Origin of the sequence: Streptomyces gardneri (assembly GCF_006539185.1) — a bacterium.
In the GTDB taxonomy this organism is placed as follows: domain Bacteria; phylum Actinomycetota; class Actinomycetes; order Streptomycetales; family Streptomycetaceae; genus Streptomyces; species Streptomyces gardneri.
Genome location: NZ_BJMN01000039.1, coordinates 1 through 15,950, shown reverse-complemented (window position 1 = coordinate 15,950; position 15,950 = coordinate 1). Strand labels below are relative to the sequence as shown.

At 68.4% G+C, this 15,950-nt stretch carries 11 protein-coding genes and 2 pseudogenes; 7 read left to right on the top strand and 6 right to left on the bottom strand.

Annotated features, from left to right (window positions below; all coding sequences use genetic code 11):
- The first annotated feature begins 100 nt into the window (after positions 1-100).
- Entirely contained in the window at positions 101-481 is a 381-nt protein-coding gene (locus SGA01_RS27955; protein WP_141299592.1) for a hypothetical protein, read from the top strand.
- A 383-nt stretch (positions 482-864) separates the two neighbouring features.
- On the top strand, positions 865-1,344 hold the full coding sequence (locus SGA01_RS27950) for a hypothetical protein (protein WP_141299589.1): 480 nt from the start codon (positions 865-867) through the stop codon (positions 1,342-1,344).
- A gap of 52 nt (positions 1,345-1,396) precedes the next feature.
- On the opposite strand, the pseudogene SGA01_RS27945 reads toward SGA01_RS27950, so the two are convergent.
- Positions 1,397-1,612 (bottom strand): annotated as a pseudogene (locus SGA01_RS27945) (DUF6207 family protein).
- Between the two features lie 231 nt (positions 1,613-1,843).
- A complete protein-coding gene (locus tag SGA01_RS27940; protein WP_141299586.1) occupies positions 1,844-3,148 on the bottom strand; it encodes a hypothetical protein in 1,305 nt (434 codons plus the stop codon).
- 328 nt (positions 3,149-3,476) lie between these two features.
- Here SGA01_RS27940 and SGA01_RS27935 point away from each other — a divergent pair, with 328 nt between their 5' ends.
- Positions 3,477-4,334 carry a hypothetical protein gene (locus SGA01_RS27935; RefSeq protein WP_141299583.1) on the top strand — a complete coding sequence of 286 codons (858 nt, stop codon included), beginning with the start codon at positions 3,477-3,479 and terminating at the stop codon, positions 4,332-4,334.
- Between the two features lie 31 nt (positions 4,335-4,365).
- On the opposite strand, the gene SGA01_RS27930 is transcribed toward SGA01_RS27935, so the two are convergent.
- Positions 4,366-4,788: a hypothetical protein gene (locus SGA01_RS27930; RefSeq protein WP_141299580.1), complete on the bottom strand. Its 423-nt coding sequence runs from the start codon at positions 4,786-4,788 to the stop codon at positions 4,366-4,368.
- Between the two features lie 515 nt (positions 4,789-5,303).
- Here SGA01_RS27930 and SGA01_RS27925 point away from each other — a divergent pair.
- Positions 5,304-6,617, top strand: a complete 1,314-nt coding sequence (locus tag SGA01_RS27925) for an AlbA family DNA-binding domain-containing protein (RefSeq protein ID WP_141299577.1) — start codon at positions 5,304-5,306, stop codon at positions 6,615-6,617.
- Positions 6,618-6,731: 114 nt separating this feature from the next.
- Here the strand turns inward: SGA01_RS27925 and SGA01_RS27920 are convergent.
- A pseudogene (locus tag SGA01_RS27920) lies at positions 6,732-7,421 on the bottom strand (helicase associated domain-containing protein); the annotation flags it as partial.
- Positions 7,422-7,942: 521 nt separating this feature from the next.
- Between SGA01_RS27920 and SGA01_RS27915 the strand changes: the two are divergent.
- The 3 genes from SGA01_RS27915 to SGA01_RS27905 are packed head-to-tail and all read left to right on the top strand — an operon-like array spanning position 7,943 to position 11,552.
- The gene (locus SGA01_RS27915; protein ID WP_229918512.1) at positions 7,943-8,989 is read left to right on the top strand and encodes a serine/threonine protein kinase; all 1,047 of its coding nucleotides are present in this window, start codon (positions 7,943-7,945) and stop codon (positions 8,987-8,989) included.
- Positions 8,968-9,573 carry an ABC-three component system middle component 2 gene (locus SGA01_RS27910; RefSeq protein WP_141299575.1) on the top strand — a complete coding sequence of 202 codons (606 nt, stop codon included), beginning with the start codon at positions 8,968-8,970 and terminating at the stop codon, positions 9,571-9,573. The genes SGA01_RS27915 and SGA01_RS27910 overlap by 22 nt, the downstream gene beginning before the upstream one ends.
- Positions 9,570-11,552, top strand: a complete 1,983-nt coding sequence (locus SGA01_RS27905; RefSeq protein WP_141299573.1) for a DNA recombination protein RecN — start codon at positions 9,570-9,572, stop codon at positions 11,550-11,552. The genes SGA01_RS27910 and SGA01_RS27905 overlap by 4 nt, the downstream gene beginning before the upstream one ends.
- Positions 11,553-11,611: 59 nt before the next feature.
- On the opposite strand, the gene SGA01_RS27900 is transcribed toward SGA01_RS27905, so the two are convergent.
- Both SGA01_RS27900 and SGA01_RS27895 read right to left on the bottom strand, forming a co-directional pair.
- Positions 11,612-14,287 (bottom strand): DEAD/DEAH box helicase, encoded by a 2,676-nt coding sequence (locus SGA01_RS27900; RefSeq protein ID WP_141299569.1) that lies wholly within the window; start codon positions 14,285-14,287, stop codon positions 11,612-11,614.
- Between the two features lie 37 nt (positions 14,288-14,324).
- Complete coding sequence (locus SGA01_RS27895) at positions 14,325-14,924, bottom strand: hypothetical protein (protein WP_141299566.1); 600 nt, start codon at positions 14,922-14,924, stop codon at positions 14,325-14,327.
- Positions 14,925-15,950: the final 1,026 nt, after the last annotated feature.

Genomic DNA, 15,950 nt, shown 5'->3' with positions numbered 1-15,950 from the left:
GTGAGGCCCGAACTGGTGAGGGACGACCAACGGCAGGTGTGGGTACTGACCAAGCTAGGACACGGAGAGGCGGCTCCAAGAGCACGGCGCGGGCGCGACGGTGTGGCGGCGGCTGGGAAGGAAGAACGAGCAGACGCTGACGGATGCGCTCGACAACCCCGACGGCCACGACCTCTACCGCGCCCAGGAGGCCCGCGCCGACGCGGAGGACAAGGAACGCCGCGCAGCGCAGCGGGAGACACAGCGCCCGGTCTGCGCGCGGTGCGGGCGGCAGTTCACCGACGAGCGCTGGGAGCAGGTCGCCGTGCACCGGACCGCCGTCCGAGCTGGGGACAAGTCGGTGTGCGGCTCGTGCCGGGCCGACGACGTCGCCCGCCTCGAGGTCGCCGCCGAAGCCGACCGCCTCGAGGCCGCCGTGCCGCCAGAGCCGGAGGACGACCCGGAGCCGGACCGCCGCGGCTGGTTCCGCCGACGGACCTGACCCGGGCAAGCCCAAGGGGAGCCTGGGCAAGCCGCCCCCACCACAGGCTGGCCCATCCCGGCCGGCCAGGCGGCTTCGGTCATGGCTATCCCCGGGCTTCCCGACGGGGCCGCGGCTGGCCGATGACCGGTCACCGCCTCGGCCGGGAGTTACATGGATCGGTCACGGCGCTGACATGCTGGTTGACCGATCGCGGGCACCGGATCGGTCACGACAGGCCCACCGACCGGTCACGAGGTCCGCTGGGCAAGCCCTCGGCACAGAGGGCTTGCCACGCATCCGGACCGCGTGGCGGGACGGCTCCCGAAGTCGTGGCGTCACCGTCTGGAACACGGCGGCCCGGAGCCGGCCGACGCCCCCCCCGCTGGCCGTACACCGGAGCCATGAGACGAAACAAGCAGGAGAACCCAGCCGGGCTTGGGCAGAGCGATGCGGGCGACATGTGGCTGGCCCTGGCACGCCTTCACGCCGCACACCGCGACTCGGTCGGCCGCCTCGTGCCGTTCGAGCGACCGGAGGCGATGTTGGCCCTCACTCAGCCGGACGACGTCCTCTTCACCGCGAGGGTGGAGCTGTCCGGGATGGAGACGATGGGCCACCTCCACGACCTCATCCGCACGGCCACGCACGGCGTCACAGCGGAACTGAGCTACGCCGGGCCCGGGGTCGCACTGGAGGTCATGGTCGGCAAGCGCCACGAACTCGCCCTGCACCCGGCCCACGTCCACGGCCTTACCCGGCTCCTGCGCCAGGCCGTCGACACCATCGGGGCCCGCAGCACGCCCGAGGGCGGCCGGTGCTTCCACTGCGACGGGACCGGCAGTGCCCGCCCGTTGTGGGAGTCGGCAGCCGGGCAAGCCTGACGCGCCCCTGGGCAAGCCCTCCGCGAGGGCGGCTTGCCCAGAGGGCCTATGGCTATGGGGCTTCCCGTCCAGGGCGCAGGACGTCGGCGTAGATCCGGGCCCGGACACCGGGCTCGCCGGGGTCCCGGCGCATCGGGCTGATGCCCGAGGTTGCCTAGCGCTCCTCCAGCGCGGCCATGACGGCCTGGACGGTGTCCTCGTCCCCGCCGGTGATGTCCAGGACCACCAGATCGGGCTCCGCGATGTGCTGCTCGTCGATCGGCTTCATGACCGCTCCGACGGCGGTGGAACCGCGGCGGTTCGCCGGCGGCCTCGGCTCCACCCGCACGAGGGATTGGAGCCTGGCTCCGCGCATCAGCATCCGGCAGGGCGCTCGCGTGGTGTCGGGGTGCGGCCCCCGTCGCGGCCCTGGTGGCCAGGGCCGTACCCCGTACCCCGAACGTACTCCGCGGCGGCCAGGTATCCGCCCGGCGGGGGGGAAGCACGGTCGGTCCTGCGCCTACAGCAGGAAGTCGACCGCGCAGCTGATGCGCTTCCCGAGGTCGGAGGCCGTGTACCGGGAGGCCGGCTGCAGCTCGGACAGATTCTTGCCCAGCTTGTACTGGATGCGGCGCTGGTGGGCGCCGATGCCTTGGAAGATCATCGGAACCATCTTGAGCATGTGGATGTCGGTGGGCCCCGGCGTGGTAAGCCAGCCGTTCGGGATCGGGAAGAAGCGGTCGAAGGCTTCGAGGGCCGTGGGGATCTCGTCGGCGGGGATGCCGGAGTACTCCGCCATCCACTCGAACTCCTCTCCCGTCCTGTCCTCGAGGTAGAACCCTCCCCATCCCCAGAGGAACTGCTGCCAGAAGGTCGCGTACCGCGTGAAGTTCGGCTGCTCCCGCAGCCACGCGATGCCGTCGTGGAACGTGCCCGGCAGGACGTGGTAGGTCAGCCCCTGGAAGAAGAAGGACTTCCCGTCCTCCGACGTGCGGAACTCGGGTGGGCCGTCGGGATGCGCGAGTGCGTAGTCCACGGCGGCTTTGAGGATGGCGAGCCGGGCTCGATGCTCCAGGTACATGCACGCCTGGAGCTCAGGGTGGCTGCCGTTGCGGAGCATCGCCTGATAACTCGGGCTGTCGCTGGTGGGCGCGTGCGGGTCGAACCCCTCCCCGTCGATCTCGCGGGCGTAGCCCAGGGTCAACTTAGGGTGGTCCCCGTACGCCTCGTAGAGCAGCGCCAGCGACTCCTCCGGGGCCCTGGCGAAGAACGTGCCGTTGTTGATCTGACGGTGGTACGTCTTCGCGGCCTTGGCCCCTTCGTGCCCGGCGCGCTCCTGCTGGTGGATGAGCTTGACGAACTTGCGCTCGACTCCGTACGAGTGCCGCCACAGATTGATGAGCCGCGGCTCCGCGAAGGAGCCGTACCCCTTCTCCGTGAACAGCTGCGGAGCGGCTTCGAAGTCGTCGAAGCACACGACGTCCAGGCCCAGGGGCTTCATCTTCCGCAGAGCGGACTCCCGGTCATCCCACTGGGTCATGAAGAAGGCCCCATGCTCAAGGTCCAGGTACTGCATCCACCCGACCACCTTGAACAGGTCCGTGAAGCCCCATCTCCCGCCCTTGACCTCGATCAGCCGCCGCAGAGCCTCGTCCGGTCCGTAGTAGGTCGCGAAGATGTCGAGCTCGAGGATGTCGGCCGGGTCCCTCTCGATGATCTGTTTCTCCACGAAGTGACCGGACGCCTGGAACAGTGCGGCGATGTAGTCCTCGAGGTCCTCGCCGGCCTTCGGGATCTCCGGCAGAGTCACGACCTTGTTGCTCATCAGCAACCCCCTTTGTGCCGGGCGACCCTATCGGCGCAACGTAGTCACCAGCCACGCCTTTCCGAAGATCCCGACGACAAGGGCACGCCCATGAGGGTTGCACCGGAAGGGGGCTGGAGAGGTGTCTGCACGGGTGCACTAGGCGGGGGACCGCAGGTGTGACCGGAGGTGGGACCCCCCGAATCCGGTGATCTTTCATTCGTGCAGGTCAGAACCCGTGGGCAAGCCCCCTTCGGAAAACGACACCTCTTACCTCGCGATAGCCGAGGGGAGAGGTCTATCCGGATCCCGGGGGCCGGCGGCGCCGCGGAGAGGTACATGTACCGGTATGGCTCGTGAACGGATCCGGTGGCCCCTCGTCGTGGAACGAGCCCGGCAGATCGTGGACGGGTACGCGCCGCTCAAGGTCACGTTGCGACAGGTGATGTACCGCCTCGCGGCCGAGGGCGTGCTGCCGCACACGCCGCCGATGTACCGCCGCCTGTCCTCGCAGCTGGCCCAGGCCCGCCGCGAGGGCCGCTTCCCCGACCTGATCGACACCGTCCGCGAAGTCCACGTCCCACCGGCCTGGACGGACGCGGACGCCTTCGTCGCCGAGATGCCCTCCTGGTTCCGCCTGGACCGCACGGCGGGCCAGGAGCACGCCCTGTACGTCGCGGCGGAGAAGGACACCCTGCGTCAGCAGCTGACCGGCTGGCTCGAGTTCGCGGGCATCCCCGTGCTCGTGGTCCGCGGCTTCAGCTCCCAGTCCTACGCCGACGTCGTCCGCGACCGCGTCGTCCACGAGCAACGCAAAGCCCACCTTGCCGTGGTCGGTGATTTCGACTGCTCGGGTGAGGACATCGAGCGGGACTGGGTGGAGCGGACGGGCTGCTGGAGCTCGGTGACCCGCGTGCTACTCACCTACGAGCAGGTGCGCGCGTACGGCCTTCCGGCGACCGAGGGCAAGCGCGGCGACCCGAGATGGCCGGCCTTCGCCCGACGCTACGGCTTCGACATCGAGCACCCGGTCCAGTGGGAAGTGGAGGCGCTGGAGCCGGGCGAACTCCGGCGCCTGGTCCTCGCCGCCGTCGATCCGTACATCGACCGCGACGTCCTCGCGCGGCAGATCGCCCGCGAGGAACAGCAGCGCCGCGCCCTGGAGGGGTTCGCCGGTCGGTGGGGTATGCGGAATGAGGAGCCGTAGGCCGGGGCCTGTGCGGGTCCGGCTCGGAGGGTCAGCGGCTCCTGATGGTGCCGCGGACGAGGGCGTAGGGGATCACGCAGAAGGCGCCGAGGTTGGTGGCGACGATCAGGGTGAGGAACAGCCAGTAGGAGAAGCCGTGGCCGTTGGAGGAGGCGAGGAGCCACCCGTAGGTGAGGGCGGTGAGGATGCCAGTGAGGGCGATGCCGGCTGCCCAGCCCGTTTTGCTCAGCCCGAGGCCGAGGCCGATGTAGGCCCAGAACAGGGTGGGGCCGGCGATGGCCGCGATGGCCAGGAACACCGGGAAGTCGATGTCTCGGCCGCTCATGTAGTCCGTGAGCTCAGGCACGGAGATGAAGGCCAATAAGCTCATGTAGGCGACGCCGAAGACGACGGCGACGATCGTGATCACACGGGCGGCACGGGTGGCGGGAGAGGTGTTAGCAGCGTCGGTCATGAGGCGGTGGACTCCTTCTCCTACGGCGGGCAGGGCAGTCGGCCCCGCACCGGTATAGCCGCTCCGGACCGCAGGGGCGTGCACTTCCCGGCAAGGCACCCCCGGCCGCGACGAACGCGCCACCCGAAGCGGTGACGATCGCGCCACCGCTGCAACGCACTCACCCCGGCCGTGCAACACCGACGCTGCAACACGACTGCGCGTTGCACCCCTGACCTGCACAAACGCGACCCAACAGCCGTCAAAGGGCCGTGTAGCAGCCTGTGTTGCACCACCATCCGGTCCCGGGGACAAGCCGAAGGCCCCGGGGGTCACGACGTCCCGGGGCCTCCACTTCGCTTACCTTCCGGCTCAACGCCGGGGAAGGCGGTGTGTCACTCCCTCCGGGGAGGTGGGCTTGTTCGGGTCGGCGAGCCGGTGCCGTAGGAGGATCGTGGAATTGCGTGGTGATGGCAGGGCACGTCCCTTTAGCGTGTGGGTGGCCGACAGCGGCCGGCAATTGAACTGGAGAACCGATGGCTCTGCCCGCACGGCTCACCGCCGCCCTGGGACGGCACCCTGACAACCTCACCGAGGCCGATCTGCAGCGCGCGGTCGACAACCGGATACCCGAAGGCGTCGATCTTGACTGGAAGAAGGACTTCTACCCGGGCAGTGACGCGGGCAAGAAGGAACTGGCCAAGGACGTGGCGGCCATGGCGAATACGGTCGGCGGTCTGCTCGTCATTGGGGTCGACGATGGCAAGCAGGACCACGCCCACGCTCTAGCTCCCTTCGAGCCGGCTCCCGGCCGTGGTGAGGAGTGGATCCGTTCGGTCCTCGCTAACTGGATCCAGCCCGTCGTCCCGAATGTGGGCGTGCGCTCCCTGCCGGCCGCCGACGAAGGCAGGATCTACTGGGTGATCACGGTGCCGCCGAGCACCCAGATGCCCCACGCTGTTGCGGCGCCCGGCAACGACTACAACTTCCGCGTGCATGTCCGGCACGGCACCACTACACGCACTCTCGCCCAATCCGAGATCGCCCAGCGCTACCGCGACCGCTTCCACGCGGCGGCCACGGACGTCGACTGGGTACACGACCTTGCCGTGGCCGGCACCGACCACCTCACCGCCTACGCGACGGCACGTGTACCCGCTGGTGGCAGCCGGGCGGCCTGGTACCCGGTCTGGGTCAGCTTGACCGCCGTCCCAGCGGTCCGCGGCGATTACCCCCTGACCACGCAGCACGAACGCGACGCGGCCCTGGACCGCTTCGCCAAGCTTGCCTATCTGGCTATCACCCACCACATGAAGCCGGATCACCCCGCCCTGGTGGGCCGCCGGCAGGTCCGATTCGAAGGATCACCCACCGGCCAGCTCCACCAGGACGGATCCAGCTACGCCGCGCTGCCCCTCAACATCAAAAAGAACCCGCGCGAACCGGGAGACCCCAAGCAGCTGGACCAGCGCGAACTCGAGCTTGAGCTCGTAGTCCAAGTGCAAACCGCCGCCGCCTGGGCCGCGGAGACAGGCGGCGCTGGAGACCTCATGCTCTCCGCAGCGCTCCACCGCTTCGACGACGACCTCATTCCGCTGCGACTCGTCGTGTCCGAGAGCGCCTTCCAGCACGGTCCCGCCAGCCCGATCTCCAGGACACCTGCGCAGACCACGGCGAACCTAACAGCGCTCATCGCCGATAAGCGTGAGGCCGTCAGCACGGCTTACTCCCTCGTCGCCGACCTTCTTGCCGACATGGGCACCCATCAGCCCCACGTGCTGACCCCCGAGGGCGACATTCGAGTGGACCGGCTCGATGGCCCTGACCGCAGCGCCCTGACGGGCTGGTAGGACGAGACGAACCCCTTGACGGCGATGAGGCCAGCGACCGACACGAAGGCCCCCGAGACCGACTCCGGGGGCCTTCGCACACTCGCGTGACCTGACACCACCTACGGGCCGGTGTCACGCCCAGTCCATGCCCAGCGCGGCGAGGGCGGCGAGCTGTTCCGCGGTGAGCTTGTCGCGCCTCGACTTGGTGTTCGAGACCCACACGCCGAGCTTCACGGTCACCGGCTCCGTCTCGCCGGCGACCGTTATTTCCTCGCTGTGGCCGCGCGGCACCGGCCGGTCGGCGCCTTCCCGCTCCACCTACTGCGTGAGGGCTGCCAGGCCCCGCTGGAACGCCTCCTGCGCCTTGCTGGGTCCCTTCCCGCCGCGCGGGGGCGCCGCCGGGGCCGGAGAGGGCTTCTCCAGCGGCTTGATGCCCAGCGCGGTCAGCCGTTCCTGCTGCTCGGGCAGGAGCCGCGCCCAGGCGGCTGGCTGGGACTGCTGCTGGAGCCACTTGCCGATGTCGTCGCCGTCCATGAGCACGCCGGGCTGGATCTCGGGCAGGCTGCCGTCGGCGTCGACGAGGTCGGCGAGCACCCGGTAGTGGCACCGCCAGTTCAGCGGCCACGGGCAGTTCCAGTCGGGGTCGATCTCCGTCAGCTGTGCCGCGTGCTCGGCGGCCCGCTTCGGGCCCTTGCCCAGGCCGCCCTTGCGGCGCAGGTTGGCCATGTGCTGCCCGATGGGCACCATCGTCTCGCCCTCGCCCCACACCGCGTCCTGGCGTGGCGCGAGGTGCCTGGTCGCCCGCCGGAACGACCGCAGCGCGGTGTGAGTGAGTGCGGCGGTGGCACTGCTCGGTCGTCAGCAGGGGATGGGCAGCTGTCTCTGTGCATGCTGCGCAGTGATAGTGATCATGGCTGCCACGAGGTGACCGGGCTGCTGCTGTCAGGCGTCCATCGTGAGGATGGCTGGCTGCCATGAGTGTGCCTGTTCACACCAGCCTTGAAGCGGGGTCCGGCTCACAGCGGTACAGGAACCGGCCGCCTGGGTGGCGGCCGTGGTTGCTGATGATCGCAGTCCAGGGATTCAAGGTTCTCAAGGTCGACGTTGGCCCCGCTGTCCCTCCATGGGCCCGCCTTGGAGCTCCCGTGCGTATCGGTCCACCACGGCCGCCCGACAGTACGACACCTGCCGGGCGGCTACTGCCTCACGTCGCTGGCCGAAGACCGCACGCATCATCCTCTTGATCGGGAGAATCGATCGGCGTTACCGTCGCCCTTTACTTTGTGTTACGAGAAAAGCACCACCCGCATGTGCAGGGGGACGGGTGCTTCCCGGGGGGTGTCGTGCCAGAGCGTACTGCGATGGCGGCTGGTCTACCGCCGATCAGTTTCGTTGCTCATCAGATGCGTACGGGCGGGATGGGCGGTGCCCGGGACGACTTCGAGAAAATGATCACTGAGCTTGCGGACGCCACGATGCCCGGTGTCCGCACCATCACCGCCAACCCCGGTGACTGGGGCATCGACGCGTTCGCTGGCGACCTTGGCGGCTCCATCACGGTCTGGCAGTCCAAGTACTTCTATCCCGTCACCGCGGCCACCCACCAGCGGACGATCAGGGAGTCCTTCCAGTCGGTGATCAAGCAGGCGGCCGAGCACGGGCACACGGTGAGGCTGTGGATCCTGTGCATTCCTTCCAGCATGGATGGGCCGACCACGAAGTGGTGGGATAAGTGGAAGAGGAACCAGGAACGTGACCACAACCTGGTCATCGACTTGTGGGACGAGACGCAGTTGACGGTCAGACTGCGGACCCCAGAAGCCGATCATGTGCGCCGCGCTTACTACGAACCCTTCACGGCAGCGCCTCCCGCCCCTGAGGAAGCTCGGACCGTCCTGGAAGTAGACGAGGACAAGGCGGCTGCCTTCGACTCTGCGCTCTTCGTCAGACAGATGAAGGAGGCTGGCCACCTTGAGCTCGATGGCGCCAAGCGCCAGTTCTTCAACGCGGACCTGGTCGCACGCGAAATCGCACACAAGGGCGTGCCCTCGGAGGTCAACGCCCTGGTATCCACGGACGCGACCCTCCACGGCGTGTGGGAAACCCGCTTCAACGAGTGCCTCGCCGACGACAGCCTGCGCAAGTTGCACAGTCTGGTCTGGGCCGATGTCCGGACCGAGCACTCCCAGCTGCCCAAGCAACTGAGGCTGGAGGTCGCGCACGCCTGGGGACTGGTTCACCGGCTCGTGGACAACCGAAAGGCCGGCTGGGTCAAGCACTGGCGCACCGTTGCCGCCGCGCACTGCGAAACCGATCCACCCAGTCAGCAGCCCCCGCATGAGCCTCCAACCGACGATGAGGAGTCGCCGTGGACACCGACCGCCCGGTAGTTATGCCGGAGGACGAGGTCCAGTTCCGGCTGGCTCAGCTCCTTCTCCTCATGAATGCCATGGCCGACCAGAAGCCGTACGGCGCGAACCTGGAACGGATCGCTTACTACGACTTCCTCTCCGCCAACCCCTTCCTGGTGGTGGAACCGGACAGCCGGGAGGCATCCCTGCTGCGTCTCGCGGGCTTCGACCCGAGGGTGCTCTCATACGCCTCCTCGGGACAGCGGTTCACCAGCCGCCGAGAACGCATTCAGCACGACCTGAGCCTGCTGGTGGCCTACGGATGCTGCAGCGCCGCGAATGAACAGGGCGGGCTCGTCTACCGCATTACCTCTGCCGGACGTGAGCTGAGCACTCACCTCACCACGACCTACGCCAGATCTTTCACCACCGCAGCCGAAATGGTTGTCGGAAAGCTACGTCGCCTCAGTGACGCCCGCCTGCGCAAGGAGACCGCAGGCTGGGTGCGTGTCGACGGCAATAACCGGCCCGCCGCGGCTCTCGCCAGCGTTCTTGGGACCGTAGACAACGGCAGCACAGTACTTCAACCACTTGACCAGCCCTTCGCGGAGGACGACCGATGACCGAAGCACATGGCATCCGCGTACGACGTCTGCGCCTGGTGGGTATCGGCCGTAACTACGACATCGACTTCACCACAGAGGGCCGCGTCCAAGACCTCTCTGTCATCTCGGGAGCCTTCAGCTCCGGCAAGACAGCTGTCCTGGAGTTCGTTGCCTATGGTCTCGGTGCCAAGAACCACCCCAGACACCCCGAAGTCCTCCGCAAGGTCCGCTCGGCCTTGCTGGAAGTCGAGCTCTCCGGCGACAGCCACATCATCGAACGCGCCGTAGGCGAGCCCTCCACCGTGGCCTTCGTCCGCCGCGGACGACTGGACCAGCCCTCCTTCTCCGCCATCGATAAGAAGGTCATTGCCCCGGCCGGCGACCCCCAAAGCCTGTCCTCTCTCCTGCTGAGCCACTGCAAGCTGGAAGGCGTAGAACTGCGAGAGGCGCCAACCAACGCAGAATCACGCACCGACCCGCTCAGCATCCGCGACCTGATGTGGCTGACCTTCCTGCCCAACGAACGGGTCGCTGACAAGAACTTCCTCTTCGAAAACAGCCCCCCGCGCAAGCACAAGCTGCGCCAGGTCGTCGACGTTGTCTTCGGCGTCCACGACGACCGCGCCGTAGAGCTCGGATCACGCATTAAGCAGCTCGAGGGACGCCTCAACCGTTCGAGAGCCGAGCTAGCCGCAGCCACCGCCTTCGTCGCTGAACAAGACGGGGAAACGGCTACCGACCCGCAGACCCGCCTGACTGCCGAACGCCAGCTGACGGCGATCACCACACAGCTTGAAGTACTCGACCAGCAGGCCCACGCCGCCACCAGCTTCGCCGAAGAGCTGCGCCAGACCCACCGGCGTTCTGCAGAAGAAGCCCGCACAACCTCCGCCGTTCTGCGTGACCGGGAAACGCAGCTTGCACGCATGCTTCCCCTGCGCGCCCAATACGCCGACGACCTCCTCAAACTCGGCATGCTGGCTCAAGCACGACAGCTGTTCGATCCGCTCCGCGTCCGCACGTGTCCCGCCTGCCTGAACCCGTTGTCCGCCCCGCCCCACGCCCACGACGGGCACTGCAGCATGTGCGACCACGACCTGCCGGAGACGCCTGATCTCACTCTCGGCGCCGCGGCCGACAGCAGCGCACAAGCCGAGCAGCTGGACGTCGCGGCCGAGATTCGTTCGACAAAGGCCCGGCTCAAAGAGATCACCACGTACATCGAGGAACTCGATGCCTCGCTCTCCTCTGCCAGGCAGCGAGCTCAGACCGCCAGCTTGGAAGAACAACGTGCGGCGAAAGCCCTCGACGAAGCCACCTCACCCACCGTCTCCACCTTCCTCGTGGCCCGAGACGAGCTGCACCGCCGCAAAGAGGTGGCCACCCGCCAGATCGATCAGTTGAACACCGCCTTCAAACTCCAAGAAGGCCTGGCCAAGCGGGCCGGAGTCGTGAACCGCCAAGAGGCGAACCTGAGCCAGCTTCGCGAGGAACTTGCGCAACTGGGTGATGCCACCGAAGACCGAAATGAGGTACTCCGACAGATCAGCACACGGTTTGGCCGTCTCCTCGCTGAATGGCATTACCCCAAACTCAGCCAGGCCCACATGGCGAATGACCTGACGCCCTTTGTGCGTGGCGAGCCCTATCAAGTGGCATCTTCAGGAGCCAGAACGCTCATCACCCTCGCCTGGCAACTGGCCGTCTTCGAAACCGCCTACGAAAGCGGAGCAGCACACCCCGGATTCCTCATGATCGACAGCCCTCAGAAGAATCTCGGTCACGGCACCGGCCGTGACACCCTCATCGCGGACGCTGTCAGCACCGACGACTTCTACCGACACCTCACACAATGGCTGGCACATCATGGCAACGGAGCGCAGGTTATCGTCGCCGACAACAGCCCACCCGAGCTGATCGAGGACCGCGTCATCGTCCGCTTCAGCCGTGACGAGACAGAACCGCCCTACGGCTTGATCGACGACGAGACGGGCTGAAAACAAGACCACCCGAATCAGGTGCTGCCTGGAAACCAGCCAGGACCTGAAGTCCGGGGTCACGCCCACCGCATGCCCAGTTTCGCGAGGGCGGCGAGTTGGTCGGCGGTGAGCTTGTCGCGTCGACTCTTGGTGTTGGAGACCCATACGCCCAGCTTCACGACCACCGGCTCCGCCTCGCCCTCGACCGTGATCTTCTCCCCGTGGGCGCGGGGGACCGGCCGGTGGGCGCCTTCGCGTTCCACCCACTGGGTGAGGGCCTCCAGGCCGCGCTGGAATGCCTGCTGCGCCTTGCTCGGGCCCTTCGCCCCGCGACTGGCCGTGGGGGCGGGAGACGGCGCCTGGTCGGGCTGCACGCCCAGCGCGGTCAGCCGCTCCTGCTGCTCGGGCAGCAGGAGCACCCAGTTGGCTGGCTGCTTCTGCTGCTGGAGCCACCGGCCGACGTCGTCGCCGTCGAAGACGACGCCCGGCGCGATGTGGGGCAGGACGCCGTCGGCGTCGACCAGGTCGGCCAGGATCCGGTAGTGGCGCTGCCAGTCCAGCGGCCACGGGCAGTCCCAGTCCTCGTCGATCGCGGTCAGCTGCGCCGCACGCTCCGCCGCCCGGTCCGGGTCCTTGCCTAGGCCGTTCTTCGCGCCCTTCCGCCGGAGGTTGGCCATGTGCTGCCCGACGGGCACCATCGCCTCGCCCTCGCCCCATACCGCGTCCTGCCGGGGGGCGAGGTGCCCGGTGGCCCGCCGGTAGGTCCGGAGCGCGGCGAGCTTGGCCTCCCACGCTTCCTCGCCTGGCTCCCAGAGCATCCCTGCCTCCGGCGTGTCCAGGAGGATCTTGCGCCGGTCCTCGAGTTCGCCGGCGCGCAGGGCCTTGCGCTGCTGGTGCACCCATCGCCCGAGGGGGAAGTTCTTGGTGACGCCGATCTCGACCTCGACGTCGTAGGGGACGGCGTAGACGCCGGTGATCTCGTTCTCGGCGCGCCACCGGATCAGGGCCTGGTAGCCCTCCAGCCACACCAGCGACTCCGGCCGGTAGACCCGCGTACGGAGGAAGGCCGCGATGGTCGCCGCGTCGCGCGGGCTGGAGAAGTGCAGTAGCGCCGCTTCGGCCGCGGCCTGCGTGTCGTCCTGCTCCTGGTCCTCGCCGTCGCCCTCGCCGCCGGCCCCGATGATCCGGCCGTTCTCGTCACGCCGGACGTGCACCTTGCGCTTGCCGCTGGTGAGCGCGCGGGAGGCGAGTTGCTCGACCAGGCGCTCATCGTGGCTGCGCAGGCCCTGGAGCACGGCCACGAGCGGCTTGAAGCTCGCGGAGGCGACCATGTCGGTCGGGTCCTCGCCGGGCTCCAGGAACACCGGCACGAGGATCCGCGCGACCTTGGTGGAGCCGTCCTTGTTGAGCCGCAGCGCCCGACCGATGTTCTGCACGATCTCCACCTGCGAACCGCGGGTGTCCGCAAAGCACACGGCCTCGACGCCCCGCTCACCGGTGATGTCCACGCCCTCACCAAGCACGCGAACGCTCGCGAGGAAGGCGCGGTGCACCCGGTGCCCGGCCGCATCGATGCCGTTGGCGAACTGCCGCAGCACCTCCCGGCGCTCGGCCACCAGGTGGTCGCCGCACAGCCACGCCGACCACACCCGGTCCGGCGGGACGTGGCGACCGGCTTCGAGCTCGTAGAACTCCGCGTCGATCGAGGACTTCGGCAGCTTGTCCGCGGCGGCCAGGTCCTCGTCCGAGGCGTCGTTGACGTACAGCTCGGCGGCAGTCTCCGGCAGCTTCTCCGCGAACGCCGCGGCCTCCTCCACCTTCTGGTGGAACGTCATGACGGTCTTGAGGTTCCACTTCGCCGCGTGCTCCAGGAGCGCGGTCTGCAGGAGCGCCAGGCGCCGGCCGCGCCGCGCCTCCTCGGACTCCCCGAGGATGGGGGAGGGGTCGCGGATCTCCAGGACGTCGATCTCGAACCCGGCGAGGATCTCCCGCTCGATCGCCTCGCTCAGACCGAGTTCGGCGAGCCACGCCCCGTACGTACCGTCCGGATCATCGGCCATGCTCGCGATCTCCGCCTCCTGGCCGTCCGCGCCCTTCTGAGGCCGGGCCGCGGCGAGGATGCGGGGGGTCGCGGTCAGGTAGAGCCGGAAGTCCGCCGGGATCCGGGCGTTGTCGTGGATCGCCGCCCACGGCCGACCAAGATCACCAGCAGTGCCGTGCGCCTCATCCACGATCGCGAGGTCGAACCCGTCCATGCGCTGGCCGTACAGGCGCTCCCCGCCCGCCAGCGCGGCCTCCAGCGGCCCGCGAACCTTCCGCTGGCCCTCGGGTGCGTCGATGTCCTCGCGGTCCACCAGGGAGGCGTACGTGGCGAACACGACTGTTGGCCCGTGCCCGGCCCACAGGGCGAGCTGGATCGGGTTGGTGGTGGTGCGCACTCCCAGCTCGTTCAGCACCGCGTCGTTCTCCAGCGAGCACACCGCGACCATCGGGGCTCGGTGCCCCACCAGGCGCCACGCCTGGGCGGTCTGCGCGAGCAGGTCCAGGGTCGGGACGGTCACGAGGATCCGGCCGTCCGCGAAGCTCTCCAACGCGCACGCGGCGGCCGTGATCGTCTTGCCCGAGCCGGTCGCGGACACGATCGTGCCCCGCGCACCCTGCGGGGGCACTGATGATCTTGCAGGGAATCCTGCCCATTTCCGAAACGCAGAGCGCTGGTCTACCTGGTGTTCCTTGAGCTGAATCGCTGACATTTCCTTGTCTCCCCGATGCCTGAATTCCGGTGGTCTTTCAGATGGCCGCGTGCGGAATGCAGGCCGCACCGGAGTCGTTCCAGATGGACGAGTTGCACCGGTGCCAGCCTCCGGGCCGGCCGCCCGTGGGCTTGTCGGTGGGGTCGTAGTGGCCAGCGTCGCGGGTGCACAGGATGATGTCGCCGGTCGACAGCTCCACCGTCTGGGCCGTGCACAGGCCGCCGGCCTCGCCCAGGGCGTTGAGCACCCACCGCCGGCTCATGGTGTGCGGAGAGGTCGCCGGGAGGACCGATTCCCGGACGAACGACTGGAGTCGCTCCAGGTCAGCGCGTTCGCGCTGCCGGATGTACGCGAAATGTACGGTCAGCTCACCAGCCGAGGCCGACCCGCCCGCACGCCGCTCCCAGCCCCGATCGGCGATACGCACCAGAGCATCGCTGACAGCCTTCACTCCCTCGTCCCAGCCGTCCTCGAACTCGGTGCCCCGCTCGCCCGGCGCCAGCCCGTCGAACTCGACGACCTCGCACTGCGCCCCGGCGACCGCTCCGGCCTCCAGCGCGGCCACCAGGTCGTCCGCCTCCTCCGCGGACACGCCCTGCGCCTCCAGGAGCGCGAACAGCCGCAGCCGGGCGTTCACGGGCGCGGCCTGACGGGCGCGCAGCGGCCGGCTTCCCTCAACTCCTGGAGCGCAGCGGAGGGAGCTGGCCCACGCGCCGCGGCGGCGGTCTGGTACTGCGTCACCCTGTGCAGGGGATCGCTGCTGAGCTCTTCGGCCAGGGGCGTGGTCGCGTGTCCGGTCATCGCCCGGCCTCCAGCTCTCGCAAGTCCAGGCCGTGGTGGGTGAGGTGTTCGAGGAGGAGGCGGGGTAGGGCGCGGGAGGGGTCGCTGGTGTGCAGCGAGGTGTCGCCCTTCTCGGTGCCGAACGGGAACCCGAAGCAGGGAAGACGACCGCCCGGGTGAAGAAGTCGCACAGGGTCCCGTACATCTCCGAGTGTGGGACCCCCGTGATGACCTCTACCGTCTCGGCCTGAGCGGCCGTCATCACCCAGGTAACGAACCGCCGGCGGGCCTCCTCCAGTTCGCGCTCTTCGTTCAGCGGGCTCTCCTCAGCGACCTCCACCACGCGGTAGAGCCCCTGGTCCCCGTACACGCAGCCCGGCCCCTCGTGAGCCTGACGCACCTTCGACACGGCCTCTTCCACCGACCGCGCGAACGCGAAGTGAGTGAGCGTGGCGGCCCCCTCGTGCTCCGCGACGGTCCGCTGCGCCACGACCCGATAGCGGGTCAGGCCAGGATCCCCGCTCTTCTCTGCGTCCATTCCGGCAATCCTGCCTTCCGAGAAAAGAGAAACTGACTCGACACCACGGCTCCCGCCCCGATGATCTGGGGTGTCCCATGTTTCCGCCAACGGTACATGCTGCATCAACCTGAGGCGCCCACTACACTAAAACCCAACACGAACGAGCGACCCCCACCTCCCATAGCCAGCTCGGCCCGCGCCAGCGGGCCCCAAAGGGACTGGAGGCGCAGCCGGAGGGACCGTCAGGCGGGGGAGCGCAGCGGACCCGCCCAGGAACGCAACGCGCTCCCCAACTCCACAACCATAAAGCCCACTAGCCGCACCATCAGACCCCGATCGACCCAGCCGCGCACCGCGCGGCCT

What these genes read in the sequence shown, in the direction of transcription:
- SGA01_RS27950 (WP_141299589.1), top strand. Translation starts at nt 865, where the DNA reads ATGAGACGAAACAAGCAGGAGAACCCAGCCGGGCTTGGGCAGAGCGAT.
- SGA01_RS27940 (WP_141299586.1), bottom strand. Translation starts at nt 3,148, where the DNA reads ATGAGCAACAAGGTCGTGACTCTGCCGGAGATCCCGAAGGCCGGCGAG.
- SGA01_RS27935 (WP_141299583.1), top strand. Translation starts at nt 3,477, where the DNA reads ATGGCTCGTGAACGGATCCGGTGGCCCCTCGTCGTGGAACGAGCCCGG.
- SGA01_RS27930 (WP_141299580.1), bottom strand. Translation starts at nt 4,788, where the DNA reads ATGACCGACGCTGCTAACACCTCTCCCGCCACCCGTGCCGCCCGTGTG.
- SGA01_RS27925 (WP_141299577.1), top strand. Translation starts at nt 5,304, where the DNA reads ATGGCTCTGCCCGCACGGCTCACCGCCGCCCTGGGACGGCACCCTGAC.
- SGA01_RS27905 (WP_141299573.1), top strand. Translation starts at nt 9,570, where the DNA reads ATGACCGAAGCACATGGCATCCGCGTACGACGTCTGCGCCTGGTGGGT.
- SGA01_RS27900 (WP_141299569.1), bottom strand. Translation starts at nt 14,287, where the DNA reads ATGTCAGCGATTCAGCTCAAGGAACACCAGGTAGACCAGCGCTCTGCG.